Source organism: Scopulibacillus darangshiensis (assembly GCF_004341035.1).
Lineage (GTDB): Bacteria > Bacillota > Bacilli > Bacillales > Sporolactobacillaceae > Scopulibacillus > Scopulibacillus darangshiensis.
Window position 1 is genome coordinate 98643 of the sequence record NZ_SLXK01000005.1, and the last position, 15374, is coordinate 114016.

18 protein-coding genes are annotated in these 15374 nt (G+C 41.5%); 9 read left to right on the top strand and 9 right to left on the bottom strand.

Going from position 1 to position 15374, the window contains the following annotated elements:
* Nucleotides 1–76 precede the first annotated feature (76 nt).
* The 6 genes from EV207_RS05700 to EV207_RS05725 all read left to right on the top strand — a co-directional run bounded on the left by EV207_RS05700 (nucleotide 77) and on the right by EV207_RS05725 (nucleotide 4091).
* Nucleotides 77–850 (top strand): hypothetical protein, encoded by a 774-nt coding sequence (locus EV207_RS05700; RefSeq protein WP_132744545.1) that lies wholly within the window; start codon nucleotides 77–79, stop codon nucleotides 848–850.
* Nucleotides 850–1236: a GntR family transcriptional regulator gene (locus EV207_RS05705; protein WP_132744674.1), complete on the top strand. Its 387-nt coding sequence runs from the start codon at nucleotides 850–852 to the stop codon at nucleotides 1234–1236. Before EV207_RS05700 ends, EV207_RS05705 begins: the two co-directional genes overlap by 1 nt.
* Nucleotides 1233–1922: an ABC transporter ATP-binding protein gene (locus EV207_RS05710; protein WP_132744547.1), complete on the top strand. Its 690-nt coding sequence runs from the start codon at nucleotides 1233–1235 to the stop codon at nucleotides 1920–1922. The genes EV207_RS05705 and EV207_RS05710 overlap by 4 nt, the downstream gene beginning before the upstream one ends.
* A 19-nt stretch (nucleotides 1923–1941) precedes the next feature.
* On the top strand, nucleotides 1942–2901 hold the full coding sequence (locus EV207_RS05715) for an ABC transporter ATP-binding protein (RefSeq protein WP_243646960.1): 960 nt from the start codon (nucleotides 1942–1944) through the stop codon (nucleotides 2899–2901).
* Entirely contained in the window at nucleotides 2894–3847 is a 954-nt protein-coding gene (locus EV207_RS05720; RefSeq protein ID WP_132744549.1) for an ABC transporter permease, read from the top strand. The genes EV207_RS05715 and EV207_RS05720 overlap by 8 nt, the downstream gene beginning before the upstream one ends.
* Before the next feature lie 145 nt (nucleotides 3848–3992).
* Complete coding sequence (locus tag EV207_RS05725; protein WP_132744551.1) at nucleotides 3993–4091, top strand: YjcZ family sporulation protein; 99 nt, start codon at nucleotides 3993–3995, stop codon at nucleotides 4089–4091.
* Between the two features lie 24 nt (nucleotides 4092–4115).
* Here EV207_RS05725 and EV207_RS05730 read toward each other — a convergent pair whose 3' ends face one another.
* The 8 genes from EV207_RS05730 to EV207_RS05765 form a co-directional block, all read right to left on the bottom strand.
* Nucleotides 4116–4568, bottom strand: coding sequence for a DinB family protein (locus tag EV207_RS05730; RefSeq protein ID WP_165886842.1), 453 nt, complete (start codon nucleotides 4566–4568; stop codon nucleotides 4116–4118).
* 192 nt (nucleotides 4569–4760) lie between these two features.
* Complete coding sequence (locus EV207_RS05735; protein ID WP_243646961.1) at nucleotides 4761–5693, bottom strand: LCP family glycopolymer transferase; 933 nt, start codon at nucleotides 5691–5693, stop codon at nucleotides 4761–4763.
* A 239-nt stretch (nucleotides 5694–5932) separates the two neighbouring features.
* The gene (locus EV207_RS05740; protein WP_132744555.1) at nucleotides 5933–7858 is read right to left on the bottom strand and encodes an FtsX-like permease family protein; all 1926 of its coding nucleotides are present in this window, start codon (nucleotides 7856–7858) and stop codon (nucleotides 5933–5935) included.
* Nucleotides 7845–8612, bottom strand: coding sequence for an ABC transporter ATP-binding protein (locus EV207_RS05745; protein ID WP_132744557.1), 768 nt, complete (start codon nucleotides 8610–8612; stop codon nucleotides 7845–7847). Before EV207_RS05745 ends, EV207_RS05740 begins: the two co-directional genes overlap by 14 nt.
* A 155-nt stretch (nucleotides 8613–8767) precedes the next feature.
* A complete protein-coding gene (locus tag EV207_RS05750; RefSeq protein WP_132744559.1) occupies nucleotides 8768–9802 on the bottom strand; it encodes a sensor histidine kinase in 1035 nt (344 codons plus the stop codon).
* Nucleotides 9799–10473 carry a response regulator transcription factor gene (locus EV207_RS05755; protein ID WP_132744561.1) on the bottom strand — a complete coding sequence of 225 codons (675 nt, stop codon included), beginning with the start codon at nucleotides 10471–10473 and terminating at the stop codon, nucleotides 9799–9801. The genes EV207_RS05750 and EV207_RS05755 overlap by 4 nt, the downstream gene beginning before the upstream one ends.
* Nucleotides 10474–10524: 51 nt before the next feature.
* A complete protein-coding gene (locus EV207_RS05760; RefSeq protein WP_132744563.1) occupies nucleotides 10525–11124 on the bottom strand; it encodes a Uma2 family endonuclease in 600 nt (199 codons plus the stop codon).
* A 54-nt stretch (nucleotides 11125–11178) separates the two neighbouring features.
* Nucleotides 11179–12048, bottom strand: a complete 870-nt coding sequence (locus tag EV207_RS05765; protein WP_165886843.1) for a Cof-type HAD-IIB family hydrolase — start codon at nucleotides 12046–12048, stop codon at nucleotides 11179–11181.
* 161 nt (nucleotides 12049–12209) lie between these two features.
* On the opposite strand from EV207_RS05765, the gene EV207_RS05770 reads away from it, so the two are divergent.
* Complete coding sequence (locus EV207_RS05770) at nucleotides 12210–12638, top strand: DUF2935 domain-containing protein (protein WP_132744567.1); 429 nt, start codon at nucleotides 12210–12212, stop codon at nucleotides 12636–12638.
* Nucleotides 12639–12692: 54 nt separating this feature from the next.
* Here the strand turns inward: EV207_RS05770 and EV207_RS05775 are convergent, their stop codons facing one another.
* Nucleotides 12693–13517 carry a DUF2935 domain-containing protein gene (locus tag EV207_RS05775; RefSeq protein WP_132744569.1) on the bottom strand — a complete coding sequence of 275 codons (825 nt, stop codon included), beginning with the start codon at nucleotides 13515–13517 and terminating at the stop codon, nucleotides 12693–12695.
* Between the two features lie 143 nt (nucleotides 13518–13660).
* On the opposite strand from EV207_RS05775, the gene EV207_RS05780 reads away from it, so the two are divergent.
* Together EV207_RS05780 and EV207_RS05785 are read left to right on the top strand one after the other, a co-directional pair.
* On the top strand, nucleotides 13661–13870 hold the full coding sequence (locus EV207_RS05780; RefSeq protein WP_132744570.1) for a DUF3311 domain-containing protein: 210 nt from the start codon (nucleotides 13661–13663) through the stop codon (nucleotides 13868–13870).
* Between the two features lie 2 nt (nucleotides 13871–13872).
* The gene (locus EV207_RS05785) at nucleotides 13873–15333 is read left to right on the top strand and encodes a sodium:solute symporter family protein (RefSeq protein WP_132744572.1); all 1461 of its coding nucleotides are present in this window, start codon (nucleotides 13873–13875) and stop codon (nucleotides 15331–15333) included.
* Nucleotides 15334–15374: the final 41 nt, after the last annotated feature.

The following is a 15374-nucleotide window of genomic DNA, read 5'->3' on the forward strand; positions in this document are numbered from 1 at the left end:
TTTATTGACATCTCGGTTTGCAACAGTGTATTATGCTACTAGTACACTAGATCACACAAATTATTGGAGGTTTATTATGTCAGCTTGGATGCCAATGTTGAAAAAGGAATGCCGTGGGGGCAGGATACCATTTCTTATTGTATTGCTTGTTCTTACAGCTGCGGTGATCCTTTCCTTTTATTTTGACTCCCAATCATCAGTTCCTGATTCCGCCGTTTTGATCGCAGCTGGATTTATGCTAGTGATGGTTCATATCTTCTATCTTCCAGGCTATATGCTCGCATCTTTGTCAAGTGAAAACAAAAAGATGCATTTGTGGCTCCAGAGCCCGCTTTCAGGCAGCGCCCTTTTAGGTGCAAAAATCCTCAGCGGTTTTGGCTACTCACTGATTTCTTTAGCGATTGCCTGTTTGTTCACATTGTACGCTGCTTTTTTTGATATAAATATTCTTCAATTAAACGACAATTTATCTATGTCTATTGTTATCAGCACGGGGATTTTAATTGTCATTTATATTCTCTTGTTGGAGCTCTATATCGCCGTTTGGTCCACTTTCCTTTGGGTATTGGATCGCTTTTTGATCACGAGACTCGGCGGTTTGCGCTGGTTCTTGATTTTACTTATCCCAGTCATCTCTTGGCTTTTTTCCGTTATCAAGGATTCCTGGTTGTACAAAATATGTACGCAATGGGGAGCAATTAATACGGATATCTTCACATCATTCACACCTTACCTTGGTCAATACAACGGTACGGTCTATATTGGTGTGATTGTCTATCACATCATCATCGCGTCTCTTTTATTCGGACTGTCATCATGGCTATTAGATAACAAAGTTGAGGTGTCATGATGGGCGGGGCATTTAATACATCGACCCCTATCTATATTCAGCTCGGTGACCGGATTAATCATCAAATCATCCGCGGTGAGCTGTTGCCTGGTGATAAGCTGCCTTCTGTTAGGGAAATGGCGGTTCAGGCGGGTGTCAATCCGAATACTGTGCAAAGAACATATCGGGAGCTGGAGAGGATGGAAATTGTGGAGTCAAGACGCGGGCAGGGTACCTTTGTCACTGAAAACGAAGACATATTGGTAAAGTTAAGAGAACAATTGAAGGAGATGCATATTTCTCATTTTGTGGGCGATATGAAAATGATGGGCTATACAGAAAACGAAATGATTAATGGCTTAAGACATTATTTAGATGTTAACAGAGAGGAGGATGGTTTATCATGATATCCCTTGAAAATGTCTCAAAACGTTATTTAAATAAGATGGCAATTAAAGAAATTAATTTCGGCCTGGAACCCGGCCATATCATTGGCCTGATCGGCGCTAACGGCAGCGGAAAATCAACAACTTTGAAACTTATTGCCGGGCTAATACGTCCTACTAAGGGGAAAGTTCTTGTTAATGGAAGAGCATCCAATCGTTTCAACTGCAGGGACATCTCCTACCTTTCGGAATTAGATGTCTACTACTCTTTCTTTACAGTTGAAGAAACGGTTAAATTCTATGCTTCCCAATACAAGGATTTCAACACTAAGAAGGCTCAAGAAATCTTAACATTCATGAACCTTGATCCGAAGCAGAAAGTGAAACACCTATCTAAAGGGAACCGCGGCCGTCTTAAAATTGTTTTAACACTAGCTAGGGAGGCGCCGGTTATTTTGATGGATGAACCGCTTTCCGGACTTGATCCGATGGTACGTGACTCCATTGTGAAAGGCCTGATCTCATTCATTGACCTTGAACATCAGACCGTATTGATAACCACCCATGAGATCAAGGAAATTGAGCAATTATTGGACACAGTGGCCGTTATCAAGGATGGGCAAATTTTAGATATTCAGAACGTAGAGGATATCAGGTTCAGAGAAAATCTCAGTATTGTCGAGTGGATGACCAAATTATATCAATAGAAATTGGGGGAAAAAAGTGATGCAGCAACATCAAATGTTAAATAAGCCGGATGGCACGGAGCAACCCGCTGTCAAATTAGAAGACGTAAAGAAAGTGATCGGCGGCAAGCCGATTATCAAAGGGTTAAGCTTTGACATTTATCCCGGTGAAGTATTCGGCTTCCTTGGTCCGAACGGCGCAGGGAAAACAACAACCATAAGAATGATTGTCGGCCTTATGAGAATCACCGAAGGCAATATATATATTCACGGCAAGAGTGTTAAAAGCCATTTTAAAGATGCCATAAGACATGTCGGTGCGATCGTAGAAAATCCTGAAATGTACAAATTCCTGACTGGCTATCAGAACTTGATCCACTATAGCAGAATGGTAAAAGATATTTCCCGGGAACGAATCAATGACATTGTTGAGCTGGTCGGGTTAAAGGATCGGATTAATGATAAGGTGAAAACCTATTCACTCGGAATGAGACAACGATTAGGTCTCGCCCAAGCGCTCTTGCACTCCCCTTCTGTACTTATTTTGGATGAACCGACCAATGGGCTTGACCCGGCGGGGATCAGGGAAATTCGTCACTATATTAGACGTCTGGCAGAGGAAGAAGGGCTCGCTGTCATTGTATCAAGCCACTTATTATCAGAAATGGAGTTAATGTGCGACCGCATAGGCATTATCCAAAATGGAAAGCTTGTCGGTGTGCAAAATGTTCATGATTTCGTTCAAGGCGACAGCCAAAGGCCTATCCGTTTTTCAGTTGATGACGGGGATCAGGCGGCACAGATCATCCGTGAAACATTAGATTTTGAAGTCATTAACCATGACAATGATATTGTGGAAATTCAGCTGGATACCGAGCAAATTCCTATTGTCGTAGAAATCCTTGTTGAGAAAGGGATTAAGCTTTACGGTATCATCTCAGCTGCCAAAACATTGGAGGATAAATTCTTAGAAGTGACAGGAGGAAGAGACATTGTCTAGTTTTTTTCAACTCATACAAAATGAAAATATGAAAATATATCGAAAAGGCGCAAATCGGATCATGGTGCTGATGCTGCTTGGTCTCATTATTGCCGGCGGCCTCATTATTAAGTTCAGCGGGCCGGACAATACTGATGCGCATAAAGGCAATTGGAAACAAGAGCTGGTTCAAGATAATAAAGATATGGAAAAGCAATTAAAAGAAATGCCGGCCCAAAGCCAAACCTATTTTAAAAAGGAAATTGCCATTAACAAATATCGCATTGCTCACAACCTCCCTCCTGCACAAGGTGAAAACATCTGGGGATTTGTTAAAGATATGATCGGTCTTATTATGGTCATCAGCATCTTTACAATTATCGTCGTCGGAACGAGCATATCCAGTGAATTTAACTGGGGGACAATTAAGCTGTTATTAATCCGGCCTGTGAGCAGAACATCGGTGATTTTCGCCAAATACATCTCTTCATTAATGTTTGCAATTGGCATGCTCATTTTACTCGGTATTGTATCGTGGCTTGTAGGAGGGATCCTGTTCGGTTTCGCTGATATTTCCCAGCCATTTCTACAATACACTGACGGCAAAGTCACGGAAACAAGCTGGGTGATGTATGTTCTTAAGCAATATGGTTTGAATTGTGTCCAGCTCATTATGATGGCCACTCTTGCAGGGGCGATTGCGGCCATCTTCCGCAATGGTGCTTTATCAATCGGCCTGACCATTTTCCTAATGATGGCCGGCTCGACTATTACCGCGTTTCTTGCAAAATACGACTGGGTTAAATACGTCCTTTTTGCCAATATGGACCTCTCCCAATATTTAAATGGCACACCGCTTAATGATGACATGACCCTTGGATTTTCAGTTATTGTTCTAGTTGTCTATTATGTTATCTTCATGATCTTTGGCTGGCTGTTCTTTACAAAGAGAGATATTGCCGCTTAGAAATAAAAGTAAAGGGCCAGGATCGGGTCTTTAGACCCAGTCCTGGCCCTTTCATTATTTTATTATTCTCTTCAGTAGTCTAAATCCCCCGCTCTTTGCCCCTTTTAACCCCGCCTTGAATCAAAAGAGTACAAGGCGGCATACAATGTATAAAAAGATTAAAGGAGCGGGTATTATGGGGACATTCATTATTATTTTGGTGCTGTTTATTTTGTTAGTGATTGTCGGTGCTATTCTATTCTAAGTATCCTAAAGCCGGGAATCATTTTTACAGCGACTTCTTCAAACCGAGGATCGTGCCAACATGCATGGCTTCGTGCGTCGGTGCAAAGGCGATCATTTCTTTGACAGTCTCCATCCCTTTCAATGGCGTAACTAGCTTTTCCTCCAATCGGCCTGTTAACACTTCCTCCAGTTTCATGGGCTGTGCTTCAAGTTTGCCGCGCAACTCTGTCAATGTCGGCGGTGCATCCTCCCAATCAGCAGGACTTGTCCCCTTATTAAAATATGCCACGTAGGAATCGGGAACGGATGAGGGTTCGCCTGCCAAAGATAATAACAGCCTGTCATGGATAACCAAAATATGCCCAAGATTCCAGCGAATATTATTCGAAAACCCTTCCCTCATTTTGTCGGCTTCTTCTTCTGTTGTCTCATCAAGGATTGCTAATGTTCGATTCCGCCAGAAATTCAATTGCTTAAATAATAATGCCTCGTTCATTTTAATTCCTCCCCTAATATAACTTAACTTCATTCTATCAATCTCTATGCTAAGTTACATGTTCTATGCCTTAAACCGCAACATCTCTTTTTATGAAAAAGCTCCATGTACAACATAATAAGCAATAAGCATACATATGGAGAACCCCATAGTCATATCAGGAAATGGGGCGTTTATTGTTCATTCACTTTTTTAAGATCCTATACTAGTTTTCCCAACATCGGTTCCTGTTAATTCAAGCTGATTTCTTAATTCATTTGAAACATGATGAATAACTTTATCGTTTACAATATAATACCATAATCCATCTATGATCTTCCCGCTGCCGTCTAAGTGCAGTGATTCAACACTTTGAAGGGCATCTTTATCGTTTTGATATATGGCTTTCATGTCATTGAGAGTGAGGTTGGTCTTAACATTATCACCTATAATATTTAGGACATCCGGCAAATCTTTTAAACCTGAGAGGCTTAATTCTTTTTCTGCTACGGCTTGTATGACATCCCTCTGCCTTGCTTCCCTGCCGATATCTCCGCGCGGGTCCTGCTTTCTCATTCTCACATAGGCAAGCGCCCGCTTGCCATCCAATTGATTTTCACCCTTTTGGAAGCTGTAGCCGCCGTAACTAAACGAAAAATCACTGTTTACTGTGACACCGCCCACGGCATCAATGAGATCTTCGAGACCTTCCATATTTATTTTGACATAATAATCAATCGGAATATGGAATAAATTTTCAACCGTTTTAACCGATAAATCGGCCCCGCCATAAGCATAAGCAGCATTAATTTTATCCATTCCCTCTCTGCCGGGAATCGTTGTTCTGGTATCGCGGGGTATGCTTAATATTTTCACAGACTTTTTCTGCGGGTTAACCGTAACGACCAGCATGGCATCCGACCTGCCCGTATCATGTTTGCGTTGGTCAACACCGAGCAGCAGGAAGGAAATTGGTTTTGCCGGTTCTATATGTTTTTCTTTTTGTCCAGGATCTTGATCCTTTAACGGTTCATTCATTGACTTAACCGTTTTTCCCAGTGAATGATACATATAATAAGCATATCCCGTTGTTCCAAATATCAATAAGCCTATGATCACAGCCCCAATAATGATAATCTTTTTCACGTAAAAATCCCTTTCATTTAATATATTTATTTAAAGGTGTCAAACAGTTCCGACATATAAGCTTCGGCATTTTTTGCTATTTAACGACTGTCGGGGGTTTATCCCTTATCCCTAATAACCATCATAAAAATTAATCATGAGAAAAGGGTTACAAAAAAGAAACAATGTCGAACAAGAAAAGACATTAAAAACAAAAAAGCCGCATACAGATGACGCCTCATGCGGTTTTTCCGGTTGTTTTACTTCCCTTGGGTTACGAGCTTGAAATAGGAATTCACCGTTAGGAAATAATACATGATATAGATGACCGTGTAGACCCCCATACTAATGAGGACCGGGGCAAGGATATTTCTGCCCATAAGGTCAGACAATGCTGATAAGGCAAACGCGCTGTGCAGGATGCCAATGCCGAGTGGCATGCTAAAGATAAATAGCATTTGTTTTGCAATAGAATGTCTGATTTCCTTTTTTGTGACACCGATTTTCTTTAAAATATCATAGCGCTCTTTGTCCGCGGCTGCTTCCGTTAACTGTTTGAAGTAGATAATGCTTCCGGTTGCAAGCAAGAACACTAATCCAAGGAAGGCGCCAAGAAACATTAACATCCCGTTGCCAGCCATCATATCCTTATACGGTCTATAAAAATCGGTAAACTCAGCTTTCTTAGGTAATATGCTTGCAAGCCTTTTCGTTAATTCTGCAGAGTCTGTATCATTTTTGACTTGCCATTGCTTAATTGTTTGCACCTGTCCGGATCGGACCAGCTTTTGGAAGAGCTGATCACTCACCACAACAGGAAATCCTGCTAAATTGCTATTGATAACATTATAGTCCTTGAAACCGACAAAATGCAGCTTCTCTCTTCCATCATTTGTCTTGATATCAAGCGTTTTTCCTCTGTAATGAGGTGAGAAGGTTTTACTGTATTGATTGTCCAGTGCAACCGCAGCATCACCTTTTAAATGCAGCGAACCTTTCTGACCCAGCGTTTTCGCCAACTGATTAAAGGCTGAATTTGAAAGGAACGTAGATCTTTTCCTATCCATAAAATACCCATTCGGTGCTTTATCCCAGTCTATATTAATTTCTTGTTTTATCACTTTGGTCGAATACAAACTGGCAGGCTGGTGGTCACTCTGATGATTAATAATCCCGTGAACCTTTTGATCCAATGGTTTTCCTTGAGATATATAAGCATAGCTGAAAGGGTTCATGGCGTTTGAAAGCTGCTTGGCGTTATAAAACATACTATAGCTCGTGCCAATTGCACAAAGCGTTACGGCGCTGAGCAGTGCGATGATCGTCAGAATTCGGGCGTTGCCCTTTATCCGGTATAACAGCTGTGATGTGCCGATAATATTTATCCCTTTATAATATTGACTTCTATTTTTCTTTGAAAGCTTAATCATATAAATGGTCAAGGATCTGAACAATAAAAAAGTCCCAAGCGTGACGCTTGCCAGAATAATAAGTGCCGTCATCAATATATTGCTTAACCATAGCTTCGATGTCAGTGTTTGGGTTGAGATGAAGTAACCTGCGGCAAGGAAAATAATGGCTAACAAAGCAGCAAAGACTGAAGCCTTCGGTGCAGACTCGCCTTTTTTCTCAGCATGGAACAGGTCAATAAGTTTGAAACGATAAATCAATCTGTAACCTTCAAATGAGGTAATCAAGATAATAATGGCAAACACAATCACAGTTTCAAGGATGGCTTTTCCTGAAATCATAAACGCCACATCGACAGCAAATCCCATCATTTTCATCAGCAGCATGACAAAGAATTTCGATAGCAGCGTGCCGAGGACCACCCCGATAATAAGGGCGAAGAGCCCCATGACAAAATTCTCATAAAACAGCATTTTACCAATTTGCCTTTTTCTAACTCCCAATAATGAATAAAGAGCAACCTCTTTTTTGCGCCGGCGGGTGAAAAACGCATTGGAATACCATATAAAAATCCCTACAAAGATGATTAAAACAATTGAAGCGCCTTTAAAAGCGGTGCTGATCTTCATTGTAGAAGCCTCGGCAACCTGGTCATTGTATTGCAAAGATACAAAAGTGAAGAAGATGACAATGCTGAAAATCATTGAAGCAAAATAGAGAAAATAGTTATAAAAGTTTCTTTTTATATTTTTCCTCGCGATACTAAATAAGGTCATCCATGCCACCTCCCAAGGCCGACAAAACATCCAAGATTTTTTGAAAATAATCCTTTCTGGAGGTCTGCCCCTTTACTAACTCAGTAAACATGGCACCGTCTTTAATAAATAGCACCCGGCTGCAAAAGCTTGCCGCAAAAGCGTCATGCGTGACCATCATGATTGTCGCATGTTCCCTTTCGTTCAACTGGCTAAGGCTTTGCAAAAGCGCTGTTGCCGATTTTGAATCCAGTGCTCCCGTTGGCTCATCGGCAAAAATAAGGCTTGGACCGGCAATAATTGCACGGGATGCTGCTGTTCTTTGCTTTTGGCCGCCGGATACCTGGTAAGGGAACTTGGCTAGGATCTCCTCAATCCCAATTTTATGGGCAATATTCTTTACCCTACGATCGATTTCTTTAGCACTAACCTTTGCAAGAGCTAAAGGCAAGACAATATTTTCTTCTATGGTCAGCGTGTCAAGCAAGTTGTAATCTTGGAAGATAAATCCCAGCTTGTTTCTTCTGAATGAAGACAACTGGTCCTCTTTCAAATTGTCAATTCGGCTGCCGTCGATAAAAATACTGCCGGCGGTCGGCTGATCGATCGTTGATAATATATTCAGCAGCGTGGTCTTTCCTGAGCCCGAAGGCCCCATCACACCGACAAATTCACCTTCCTTAATCTCCAAATCAATATCATCCAAAGCTGTAAACACATTCCCTTTTTGGCCGAAGACCTTTTTCACATGCTGGGCTTGTAACATGGCTTTCATTTATGACTCCTCCTAAAATGAGTGTTAATCATGATAATACTTATAGATTTTTACTACGCTTTTCATTTTAGTTCATGCCATTTGCCCATTCCATTTCATAACCTTACAAATGGGTGTTTTAACCTTACAGATTTGTAAGCCAAAGAGGGAACAATTTATTTAGCCACTTGGTAAAAGTCAAGTGCTTTCGGAAAATGGATGGTGACGGTGGTTCCTTCCCCTTCCTCAGATATAATGGTTAGCTCATGCCCAAGCTTCCGAGCAAGCTTTTTCGAGAGATACAGTCCCATCCCTGTGGAATGGGCAAACTTCCTGCCTAGGGCACCAGTAAACCCCTTTTCAAACACCCTGCCGATGTCCTCGGTTTTGATCCCAATCCCGTTATCCTTAATGGCAAGCCGGATTTCACTGCCATTTTCTTCGGCAATGAATTGAATCTTCCCGCTTTGATCGGTGTATTTTATTGCATTAATGATGATTTGATCGATGATGAACGCCAGCCACTTCTTATCACTCAAAACAGTTTTATCGACATTTTCCAAATCGACATTTATCTTTTTGCTGATAAACATTTTGGCATGTTTCTTAATGCTTGCCTTGACAATAGCATCAAGCATAAATTCACTTATAAAATAATCCTTGGAAAACGTGTCAACTCTTGAATAATACAACGCCTGCTCCACGTATTGATCAATTTTAGCCAATTCATCTTCAAGCTTGTCCAGCGCTTCTTCCGGCGATCTCCCACTGTGATGTTTGATCATCATCTTACTTGCCGAAATAGGTGTTTTGATATCATGAACCCAGGATATGATAAACTCCTGATTTTCGACTTTTTCGTTATGTAATCCTTGGATTTGAGTTAACTGCTCCTGATAAATACGTATTAAAACTTGATGTATTAAAGCTTGTTCATGGGTCAGCGGCTCAGGCAATGCCGCGGGAACTTCAACAGGGAGATCATTGTTGGTCAAATCCTGAAGTTCAGCTACATATTTTCTTCGCCTGAAAAAGCCCAGCAGTAAATAAATAAAGAAAAAGACAATGGTGACGGTATTGAAATAAATGATATTGCCCAGACCGGTGCTGAAATGAGGATCAAGATAGACAACGAGAGAAATGAAAACCATCATAATGACATAGAAAAGAATAAGATATTGCCGGTCCTTGAGAAACTGCGATAGTCTCATAATATAATGTATCCTTGCCCTTTTTTCGTTTGAATAAAGTCTTTTAACCCCGCCTCAGTCAGCTTCTTTCTGATTCTGACGACATTAACGGTCAATGTATTTTCATCAACAAAACTTTCATCCTCCCATAAACTCCTCATGATATTATCACGGGTGACCACTTTCCCGGCATTCTTCATCAATAAGTACATGATTTTAAATTCATTTTTGGTTAATTCAATATGCCCGTTGTTATAAAGCAGGGTACTGTCCTTCAAATTTAATATCGCACCGCCCCATTCAATGACACTTGCCACCGTGTCAGTGTAAGAGTATGTCCGTCTCAGCATGGCATTAATTTTAGCCATGAGCACATCCGTATCAATTGGTTTTTGAATAAAATCGTCCCCGCCCATATTCATCGCCATAATCATATCCATCGGCGTATCCCTAGATGAAAGGAAGATAATCGGCACCTTGGAGACCTCCCTAATCTTTTGACACAAGTAGAATCCGTCAAATTCGGGCAGATTAATATCCATTAATACGAGATGCGGCTGACAATCAATGAAGGACTTAAAGACATCGTGAAATGAATGAGGCAAATATCCCTCAAACCCCCACTTTTTTATATTGTCAAAAATAATGTCTCTCATTGTATCATCATCTTCAACAAGAAAGATTTTAAACACTTCTTGCACCTCCCTGCAAAAAAAGCCTGCCGGGACGAAAGGCAGGCATATCTAATCTTGATCATTATTCCCATTTTTCAGTTCAAAAACATCTGCTAAATCAATGGTAAAGTCTTGGAACAAACCAATATCTATTTTGTCTTTACCCGCATAAATATCCGGCCGTCCGTATTTCCCTTCATCAGTCAGTGTAAAAATGGTGACGATGTTTTCTTCAGGATAGACAAGCCAGTAATATTGAATTTTCATACGCTCATACAAGTAAAATTTCTCCTTCAGATCCTTTTGCATCGTCGAAGGAGATATGACTTCAATGACCAAGTCCGGGCTCCCTATACAGCCTTTATCATCCAATTTCTTTGGATCACATATCACGACTAGATCAGGCTGAACAACCGTTGTTATTTCATCGTCCGTTTCATTGCTGTTAGGAAGACGAACATCAAAAGGGGCCTGATAAACGTCACACGTTTTTCCTTTCAAATAAACCGAAAACTCTGTAGAAATATTCATGAGAATTTTTTGATGCCGTCTAGACGGTGCAGATGACATATTATATGGTACGCCATCGATCAGTTCCCATCTTTCCTCAGCAGGCCAATTCCTATAATCACCATAGGTGAACGTCGTTTTCTCGAGCGGCCGGCTCATCCCTATCACTCCTTGGCATTTACATTTATTATACCATGGTGTCCATAACAGCAGTCATGTTCTCTCCGGATTCAAAATATAGTTCCGAATGGCATAGGCGACACCATTGTCATCGTTCGTTAAGGTAATGATGTCACACATCTCCTTGATATCCTTTTCGCCATTTCCCATAGCGACACTTAAGCCCGCCTTCTGGAACATGGAGACATCGTTGAAATTATCGCCGATCGCCGCCGTTTGTTCCATTGAGATGCCGAGATGATTAGCCATCGCCATCAAGCCGTACCCTTTTTGGGCATCGATGTGGTTAATTTCGAGGTTATCAATACCGGAGGAAGTAAGACAAATCTCCTTTTCGGCTTTAAGATCACTCGCTAACCGCTCCAATTTTTCCTTTTGAAAGGATTGAATCAAGAATTTATATATAACGATGTCATGTTGGAATAATCCCACCGCGTTCTCAAATGGGTGGACATCGGCTAATGTCTCATAGCGCCTGACAATATCTCTGTATGCTTCCTCTTCAAAGGAGAAATCCATATGCTTCAATTGCTCAATTTCATTCGTTAATCGGTCCGTACCGTTGGTAAGCACATGAACCCCCTTATTGGTTGATATTCTATAAAAGGCGTCATTAACCTCTAATATCTCATAAATCCTCTTTGCTTGTTCCGAATGCAATGGACAGCTTTTGATCAATTGATGATCATCAGTGAATACTGCTGCACCGTTGCTGGAAATAGCCGGGCAGCGGAGATTTGCCTCGGCGAGAAGGGCGTCAATCTGGGATATCTGCCTGCCAGAGGAGATCGCGACGGTTACACCTTCCCTTTGCGCTTCCCTAATAGCCTTGGCGTTTTCTAGACTAATCGTCCCGTCACTTGTTAATAATGTTCCATCCAAATCAATTGCGATGAGTTTCATAAAAATAGCCTCCATTCAATGCCACGATTTTACCACATTTTCATTTTACTTTTCATTATAATGTTCTAACCGGGCATGCGGTACCCATGGAAATTCAAGTTCTCTAAAAGTAAAAATTTGAATAGGCTCTAATAATACAAAAAATGAAGGGGATTGGTGTCATGCAATATTATTATGGTGGTCAATTGCCTCTTAGGGTAATGGATGAAGCTGAATTTTGGAAGCTTCAGGAGGAAGAGCACACCGTTGTCATCCGTGAGCTCGTCAAAGGCCTTGAATCGAAATATGTTGAGGCACTAAAACAGTGGGAAATACTGCTTTCAGAAACACACAGCCAAATTGTCCGTTTCATTGAAACTGCTGTCCGCTCAAATGGCTCGTTCTCCCAGGAGCTCTACCGTGATCTTATGCAATTGATTGTCTACTGCCTCAATCAAAGCGAAAAGTTTATTGCCTTCTGTAATGAAATGATGCGGGAAAGTGATCCAATCAAAAATAATCCGACAGCCCGGGTTGTCATGAGGCATATTATCGACGAATCCGAATATTTTATTGGCATTGCCCAAACCATTTTGTATCAAAAAGCATGAATCACATAACCAAACCTTCCCGCACCGCAATAGGGAAGGTTTTATTGCTTCATATTAACTCATGCTTGCCGTTGTTACCCGCGGTTTTGTCGGATCACATGATGGCGGCGGCGTGCCGTCAGATTCCGCCAGCTGCATGAGATAATAACATTCCTCCCTTGCCATATGATCCGCCATTAATGGTGTGAATGTCCCTAGAAGTTCTTTACTGAGGCCCCATTCTTCCAACTCGGCCAAAAAGCCGCGAAATACTTTAAGCTCAAGCCGCACATCAGAATTGTATCGTGAAAGGGCCGGAAATTGGTAGATATTTGTGCGCAGATAACCAGCTATTTCAATCGCTTTCAAATAAAAGCCATGAAAATCCTCCTCAAATGCCTTTCCTTTTTCCTTTAATTTTCTTTCCGTCACGTCCAAGGAGCTTGTTATGATCCCTGCATGGGCTCCGGCATCTGACACCCATAGCAGGTGGTGATGGATCGGATGCACCTTTGGCGGCACCTTCCCTTCTGCCAAAAAACTTAGGATTCGCAAATACTCATCAAGTTCATTCACCATGTGGTTGATGAAAGTTTCGGCCAGACCAATCGATATATCACCGGTAAGCTGCCTCCTTAGCAAGTTAAGTTTAAATACCCTTAAATCACCGGCGGCCTTCTCTGCCGCTTTCGTCAGCTGATTAAGAGCATCCCCGGAAAGCTCTCTTCTGGATTGGTGGAGAGCTTGATCAAATGCATTAATAAATTGGCGGGCGACTCTTATGTCTTCTGTTTCATTAGGTGATAGAGCGTGATAGATGAATCTGGCATGATCGCCAAGGACCTGAAGCCAAAAACGATGCTCAAATAACACCGTTTCTTGATATGTTCCCTGAGCCATTATAATCCCCCTTAAAAATATGTCTCTTAACTTATATGTTTATTTAGTGCTCATATTTACTTTGTTTTCTAAAAAAAGGACTAACATCTCGATCCGAAGAATGATAAAATGTAGAATATTCGAATTCTAAGGGGGTTAATCGATTGAATCGTATATTTGAAGTTATTTTATTTCTCATCCCTTTTATTGCCCAGCTCTTGCTCCTCCCTTGGGTTAATAAGGCGGATCCCTTTGTTATCGGCTTGCCGTTTTTCTTTTTCTGGTGGCTGCTTTGGCTCTTGGCAACACCATTTTTTACACTTGCGATCTACAAGCTTCGCAAAAATCGGTCAACTAGAAAGGAACAAAGATAATTATGAGTACGTCTAATCTTGCACTTTTAATAACAGCAATCATTGTTTTTATCGTCATTATTATTGGTTTTATATCCGGTTCAGATAAGTCATCACGTGAATCGATTGAACAATGGTCAATTGGCGGGCGTAATTTTGGAGGTTTGCTCATTTGGTTTCTAATCGGTGCTGATATTTATACCGCCTACACCTTCCTTGGTTTGACCGGCTACGCTTATACCTTGGGCGCACCTGCTTTTTTTGCTTGCGCTTACGCGGCTTTGGCCTTCCCTATCATTTTCTACTATATACCGAAGATTTGGTCCGTTGCAGCGGAATTCAAAATGACGACTTTAGCAGATTATGTCAGGGAACGTTTCGACAGTAAATTTCTTTCAGGGTTGGTTGCTCTTGTCGGCATCCTTTTTTTAATTCCATACATTGATCTGCAATTAGCTGGGATCCAAAATGTTGTGAAAGTCGCGGGACATGGAACAATCAGTCCCACCGTCATTCTCATCATCAGTTTTTTATTGGTAGGGACATACACCTTTTTCAGCGGGCTGCGGGCACCAGCATGGACCGCTTTGGTCAAAGATATCTTAGTCTGGGTTGTCATGCTGTTCTTAGTCATCTATTTGCCTATTAAATGGTTTGGGGGCTGGGGGGATTTCCTTCATGTCGCTGCGGAAAAATATCCTGAATACATGACGCTGCCGGGACACGGCGGCGGGCATGGGTCATTTTGGTTCTCTACTGCTGCATTTATTTCTGCTGTCGCCCTTTTTATGTGGCCGCATTCGTCGACAGGAGCCTTAGCGGCAAAAAGCGGTGAGTCTCTTAGAAAAAATGCGATTGCTCTTCCTTTCTATAATATCTTGCTTTTTTTCATTACCGCTTTGGGCATCCTTGCTTTGCTCGTTGTCCCGGGTCTGAAAGACAGCAATTCCGCCTTGCTTATCTTGATTCAAAAATCTCTTGGCGGTGTCGGTCAGGGGTTTTCATTTGCCACCATTATGCTGGCAAGCCTAGTACCGGCCTCAATCATGGTCATTGCAGCTTCGAATTTGCTTGCGACAAATATCATTCAGGACCTCTTTGCCAAATCAATGCAGCAAAAAAAGGTCACTTTAATGGCCAGGTTATTTGTCTTTCTGATCGTGCTTCTTGCCCTCATGTTCGGCATTCTGTTTCCGTCATCAATCATTAACCTTCAGCTTCAAGGAACTTCAGGGATTGTTCAGATCTTCCCTGCCGTTGCTGTAAGCCTCTATTGGAAAAAAATGAACAAGGTCCCTGTTACAGTTGGTTTGATCGGTGGTTTAGTGATGATTTTTCTAGCAGCACCGCTTCATTTACCAGGTTACAGCGGTTTTTGGGGAATCCTGGTTAACATCGCCTTGATTCTGATCCTGACGCCATTCTTCGCTGGTAAAACAGCTTCGTCAGATAACAAGGTTGTCCGTTTCCTTTTTGAAAATTAAGTCACCGGATAAAGACAGGGTAAAAGTTAATTAAGCAAAGA

Excerpts from the sequence above, each read along its gene's own strand:
- EV207_RS05700 (WP_132744545.1), top strand. The coding sequence starts at position 77 with ATGTCAGCTTGGATGCCAATGTTGAAAAAGGAATGCCGTGGGGGCAGG.
- EV207_RS05705 (WP_132744674.1), top strand. The coding sequence starts at position 850 with ATGGGCGGGGCATTTAATACATCGACCCCTATCTATATTCAGCTCGGT.
- EV207_RS05710 (WP_132744547.1), top strand. The coding sequence starts at position 1,233 with ATGATATCCCTTGAAAATGTCTCAAAACGTTATTTAAATAAGATGGCA.
- EV207_RS05715 (WP_243646960.1), top strand. The coding sequence starts at position 1,942 with ATGCAGCAACATCAAATGTTAAATAAGCCGGATGGCACGGAGCAACCC.
- EV207_RS05725 (WP_132744551.1), top strand. The coding sequence starts at position 3,993 with ATGTATAAAAAGATTAAAGGAGCGGGTATTATGGGGACATTCATTATT.
- EV207_RS05730 (WP_165886842.1), bottom strand. The coding sequence starts at position 4,568 with ATGAACGAGGCATTATTATTTAAGCAATTGAATTTCTGGCGGAATCGA.
- EV207_RS05740 (WP_132744555.1), bottom strand. The coding sequence starts at position 7,858 with ATGACCTTATTTAGTATCGCGAGGAAAAATATAAAAAGAAACTTTTAT.
- EV207_RS05745 (WP_132744557.1), bottom strand. The coding sequence starts at position 8,612 with ATGAAAGCCATGTTACAAGCCCAGCATGTGAAAAAGGTCTTCGGCCAA.
- EV207_RS05750 (WP_132744559.1), bottom strand. The coding sequence starts at position 9,802 with ATGAGACTATCGCAGTTTCTCAAGGACCGGCAATATCTTATTCTTTTC.
- EV207_RS05760 (WP_132744563.1), bottom strand. The coding sequence starts at position 11,124 with ATGAGCCGGCCGCTCGAGAAAACGACGTTCACCTATGGTGATTATAGG.
- EV207_RS05765 (WP_165886843.1), bottom strand. The coding sequence starts at position 12,048 with ATGAAACTCATCGCAATTGATTTGGATGGAACATTATTAACAAGTGAC.
- EV207_RS05770 (WP_132744567.1), top strand. The coding sequence starts at position 12,210 with ATGCAATATTATTATGGTGGTCAATTGCCTCTTAGGGTAATGGATGAA.
- EV207_RS05775 (WP_132744569.1), bottom strand. The coding sequence starts at position 13,517 with ATGGCTCAGGGAACATATCAAGAAACGGTGTTATTTGAGCATCGTTTT.
- EV207_RS05785 (WP_132744572.1), top strand. The coding sequence starts at position 13,873 with ATGAGTACGTCTAATCTTGCACTTTTAATAACAGCAATCATTGTTTTT.